Here is a 4,706-nt window from a genome sequence, read left to right on the forward strand (position 1 = left end):
TCGGGCTCCGGGTTGTTCCAGGTCGAGACCGGGTGGATGCCGATGAGCGCCCCGGTGCCGACCGCGGACATGGGCTGGCTCTTGGTGAAGACCTCGGCGTCCTTGCCGATGCCGACCTCCAGGTACTGGGACCAGGCGCCCTGGCGGATCAGATGCTCCTTCAGCTCCATCGCCTTGTCGGAGCCCGGCACGATCGCGCGCAGGTCGTCGCCGACGATCGCGGTGATCTTCTGGCGGATCGCCTCGGACTTGGCGGCATCGCCACGGGCCTGCTCCTCGATCACCCGCTCCAGCATCGAGCGCACGAAGGTGACGCCGCAGGCCTTGATCGCGTGGAGGTCGACCGGGGCCAGGAAGTAGGGCGTGCCGGGGTCGCGGCGGTCATGGGCACTGTTGGCGAGGATCGGGGCGAGGTCGCCGATCCGCTCGGCCCCGGCACTGCGGGCCAGGGCTACCGGATCGGCCGCGTTCGTCAGCTCGCTCAATGTCGGCACGATCGGGGTGAGGTCGAACACGCCCTCGTCCCGGATCGCCACCACGCAGGGGCCGGCGCCCGTCTGCACGCGGCCGACCAGGGTGCCGGCAGTGCCGTCCTCGGGCAGGGTCTGGTCGATGGTCAGGCTGGCGTGCACGGTTCTTCTGCCTCACTGATGACTGGGGATGGGATGATCTGGGAACGGATGGCGAGCGGGGGCCGCTTCAGAGTGCTTTGGCCCGCTCGCGCAGCACGTTCTTCTGCACCTTGCCGGTCGAGGTCTTGGGCAAGGGGCCGAACACGATGGTCTTGGGCAGCTTGTAGCCGGCGATCTCGCCCCGGCAATGCTGGACCAGTTCCTCGGCAGTGACGGAGGCCCCCTCGCGCAGGGTGACGAAGGCGCAGGGCGTCTCACCCCATTTCTCGTCCGGCCGTGCCACCACCGCGGCGTCGATCACGTCCGGATGGCGGTAGAGCGCACCCTCCACCTCGATCGAGCTGATGTTCTCGCCGCCCGAGATGATGATGTCCTTAGAGCGGTCCTTGATCTCCAGATAGCCGTCCGGGTGCATCACCGCGAGGTCGCCCGAATGGAACCAGCCTTCGGCGAAGGCGGCATGGGTGGCGGTCGGGTTCTTCAGGTAGCCGCGCATCACCACATGGCCGCGGAACATGATCTCGCCCAGCGTGGTGGCATCGCGCGGCACCGGCCGCATCGTCTCCGGGTCCAGCACGTCCAGCCCTTCCAGGACCGGGTAGCGGACACCCTGGCGGGCCAGCTTCTCCGAGCGGGCCTTGCTGTCCAGCCCGGCCCATTCTTCCTGGAAGGCGCAGACCACGGCCGGCCCGTAGACCTCGGTCAGGCCATAGACATGGGTCACCTCGATACCCAGGCGATCCATCTTCTCCAGCACCGCCGCCGGCGGGGCCGAGGCCGCGGTCATCATCCGGACCTTCTGGGTGAACGGCCGCCGGGCCTCCTCGGGCGCGTTGACCAGCATGCTCATGATGATCGGCGCGCCGCACAGATGGGTCACGCCATGGTCGGCCAGCGCCGCGTAGATCGTTTCCGAGCTCATCCGGCGCAGGCAGACATTGACGCCGGCCTGCAGCACGGTGGTCCAGGGGAAGCACCAGCCGTTGCAGTGGAACATCGGCAGCGTCCAGAGATAGACCGGATGCTGCGGCATCGACCACACCAGCACGTTGCCGACCGCGTTCAGGTAGGCGCCGCGATGATGGTAGACGACTCCCTTGGGGTCGCCGGTGGTGCCGGACGTGTAGTTCAGCGTGATCGCCTGCCACTCGTCGGCCGGCAGGATCGGCGCGGCGTCTGGATCGCCGCTGGCCAGGAACTCCTCGTAGTCGAGCCGGCCCAGGCGCTGGTGCGGCCCAGCGAACTCCGGGTCGCACACGTCGATCACGATCGGCGGGCGGGCCACCGATTTCAGTGCCTTCTCGACGATCGGCGCGAACTCGCTGTCCACGATCAGCACCTTCGCCTCGCCATGCTCCAGGATGAAGGCGATCGTGCCGGGATCGGAGCGGGTATTCAGCGCGTTCAGGACCGCACCGGCCAGAGGCACACCGTAATGGCATTCCAGCATGGGCGGCGTGTTCGGCAGCATCGCCGCCACCGTGTCGCCGGGCTGCACGCCCAGGCGCTCCAGCGCCGAGGCCAGCCGGCGGCAGCGCTGGTGCAGCTCGCGATAGGTGCGGCGCAGCCCACCGTGAACCACCGCCAGCCGCTCGGGATAGATCGCGGCGGTGCGGTCCAGGAAGGTCAGCGGCGTCAGCGGCGCGAAGTTGGCCGCGTTCCGGTCCAGCCCAACCTCATAGGGGCCATCTGCCGGATGCCCCGCATATCGAATCCGCTCCGACATCGCCGCCATCTCCTCCAGCTTGCGCACTCTTCACGGTGCCTAAGGCCGCCGACAGCATCCGAGGCTGCTCCGGTTGCCCAGGTGAAAGCTCAGTGCACGCAGCCGCCCGCACCGCACGCGCAGCCCCCGCCCGAGCGGGCGCTGCCGACGCGATCCCCGACATCGCAGGCAAAGGCCGGCCGCTCCTGGCCGCCACCCTTGCCGAGCATCGGCCGGGCCAGGGCCCGGCGGGCAGGCATCGCACAGCTCGGGCAGGCCCGCGGCCGGTCGCTTTCGCTCATGGGCGACCAGTCCTTGAAGACGCCGTGGTCGCTGCAATCATAGGTATAGAGCGGCATGATCTGTGCGCTGGTCCGTGGTCGCAAACCTCGCCTGCCATCCTAGCCGCGGAGCCGCCGCGTTGACACCCCCGCCGACCGGGGCCACATCGGCACGGGGCCGCTTGCGGGCCCTCCCAACGGCATGGCGGGTCACAAGGTTTGAGCGCGCTCTTGGATTTCGAGAAGCCGATCGCCGAGCTGGAAGGCAAGGTGAAGGAGCTTCGTCATCTCGCCACCGGCTCCGAGCTCGACCTGCAGGAAGAGATCAGCAAGCTGGAAAGCCGGGCAGCCAAGCTGCTCTCGCAGACCTATGCCAAGCTGAATGCCTGGCAGAAGGCCCTGGTCGCCCGCCATCCGGACCGGCCGCACTTCAAGGACTATGTGGCGAGCCTGGTCGAGAACTGGACGCCGCTCGCCGGCGACCGGGCGTTCGCCGACGACAGCGCCATCCAGGGCGGGATCGGCCGGCTGCGCGGCCGCTCGGTGGTGCTGATCGGCCACGAGCGCGGCCACGACACCGAGAGCCGGGTGAAGCACAATTTCGGCATGGCCCGGCCGGAGGGCTACCGCAAGGCAATCCGGCTGATGCGCCTGGCCGAGCGGTTCGGCCTGCCGGTGGTCACCCTGGTCGACACGCCCGGCGCCTATCCCGGCGTGGATGCCGAGGCGCGCGGCCAGGCCGAGGCGATCGCCCGCTCGATCGAGACCGGCCTGGACCTGCAGGTGCCGTTCGTGTCCGTGATCGTCGGCGAGGGCGGCTCGGGCGGCGCCATAGCACTGGCCGCGGCCGACCGGGTGCTGATGCTGGAGCACTCGATCTATTCGGTGATCACGCCGGAAGGCTGCGCCGCGATCCTGTGGCGGGCAGCCGACCAGGCGTCCGAGGCTGCGCAGGCCCTGAAGCTCACCGCCCAGGACCTGCTGGAGCTGCGCCTGATCGACGCCGTGGTCGAGGAGCCGCTGGGCGGCGCCCATCGCGGCCGCGCCACCACGATCGGCCGGGTCGGCGACGCGATCGAGCAGCACTTGGCCGAGCTGGACGGCGTGGCGGGCGCCGACCTGCGCCGCAATCGCCGCGAGAAGTTCATCCGGATGGGCCAGGCAGCGGAAGCCTGAGCCCTATCGTCGGCGCCAGCGCCGGTACTGCCGCCAGCCGAGCGGCGCTGCCGCGAGGACCACGCCTGCCGCGATCGGACCCAGCACAGCGATGCCGGCCAGGGCAGACAGGTCGACGCTGCCTCCTTTGGCGAACACCTCCGCCAAGCCCGCGCCGAGGCCGGCCAGCACGAAGGTGGCGGGCGCAATCCCCAGTGCCGTGGTCAGCACGAAGATGCCGGTCGGCACGTTCAGGAGGGCCGGCACGGTGTTGGTGACCCAGGCCGGCAGCACCGGCACCAGCCGGATCGCCAGGAGAAATCCCCACATCCCGCCACGCAGCGCCCCCTCCACCCGCGCCAGCCACGGCCCGGCGCGCTGCCGGAGAGGACTGCCGAGACTGGTCCGGGTGACCAGGAAGGTCAGCACCGAGCCAAGCGTGCCGCCGGCCACCGACAGGAGGCCGCCCCACCAGGTGCCGAACGCGAACCCCAGCGCCAGGGTGATCCAGAGCGCCACCGGCAGGCAGGCCGCGACCGCCGCCGCATACACCAGCAGCGCCACGGCCGGCGCCATGACCGGATAGGCGGCGACGATGCCGGCCAGCTCGGCGTGCCGCGCGCGCAGCGCCTCCCCGTCGAGATCGCTGAGCAGTGCCCAGGTGACCAGCCCCAGCCCCACCAGCGCCGCCAGCGGCAGGAGCCGCCTCACCCTCGCTTCATCCGCTACCGCCCTTGCCCTGGCCACGCGTCAAAGCTAGTTCGCCCGTTCATGCCAGCAATCGTTTTGAGCGGAAGTCATCGATGAGCGCGCGCGACCAGTTGATGGGCCTCCTGGCCGAGCTCGGCATCGTGGCGGCCACCCACGAGCACCCGCCGGTCTACACGGTGGAGGAGGCCCAAGCCCATACCGCGCACCTGCCGGGCGGCCACT

General features: G+C 70.0%; 4 protein-coding genes and 1 pseudogene. 1 reads left to right on the forward strand and 4 read right to left on the reverse strand.

Features of this window, described 5'->3' with window-relative positions; all coding sequences use genetic code 11:
* From VNS22_RS12790 to VNS22_RS12800, 3 genes and pseudogenes are all read right to left on the reverse strand, one after another.
* Nucleotides 1–632: pseudogene (locus tag VNS22_RS12790) on the reverse strand (fumarylacetoacetate hydrolase); the annotation flags it as partial.
* A gap of 67 nt (nucleotides 633–699) precedes the next feature.
* Nucleotides 700–2,358, reverse strand: a complete 1,659-nt coding sequence (locus VNS22_RS12795) for an acyl-CoA synthetase (protein ID WP_325732982.1) — start codon at nucleotides 2,356–2,358, stop codon at nucleotides 700–702.
* A gap of 89 nt (nucleotides 2,359–2,447) precedes the next feature.
* Nucleotides 2,448–2,696 (reverse strand): zinc ribbon domain-containing protein, encoded by a 249-nt coding sequence (locus tag VNS22_RS12800; protein ID WP_325732988.1) that lies wholly within the window; start codon nucleotides 2,694–2,696, stop codon nucleotides 2,448–2,450.
* 141 nt (nucleotides 2,697–2,837) lie between these two features.
* On the opposite strand from VNS22_RS12800, the gene VNS22_RS12805 reads away from it, so the two are divergent.
* Nucleotides 2,838–3,794, forward strand: coding sequence for an acetyl-CoA carboxylase carboxyltransferase subunit alpha (locus VNS22_RS12805; protein WP_325732984.1), 957 nt, complete (start codon nucleotides 2,838–2,840; stop codon nucleotides 3,792–3,794).
* A gap of 3 nt (nucleotides 3,795–3,797) precedes the next feature.
* On the opposite strand, the gene VNS22_RS12810 is transcribed toward VNS22_RS12805, so the two are convergent.
* A complete protein-coding gene (locus VNS22_RS12810) occupies nucleotides 3,798–4,484 on the reverse strand; it encodes a VTT domain-containing protein (protein ID WP_325732986.1) in 687 nt (228 codons plus the stop codon).
* Between the last annotated feature and the right edge of the window lie 222 nt (nucleotides 4,485–4,706).

The sequence above is a fragment of the Geminicoccus sp. genome, assembly GCF_035556675.1.
Classification (GTDB): Bacteria; Pseudomonadota; Alphaproteobacteria; order Geminicoccales; family Geminicoccaceae; genus Geminicoccus.

Bases quoted from the DNA above. Each gene is read 5' to 3' on its own strand.
- VNS22_RS12795 (WP_325732982.1), bottom strand. From the start codon at position 2,358: ATGTCGGAGCGGATTCGATATGCGGGGCATCCGGCAGATGGCCCCTAT.
- VNS22_RS12800 (WP_325732988.1), bottom strand. From the start codon at position 2,696: ATGCCGCTCTATACCTATGATTGCAGCGACCACGGCGTCTTCAAGGAC.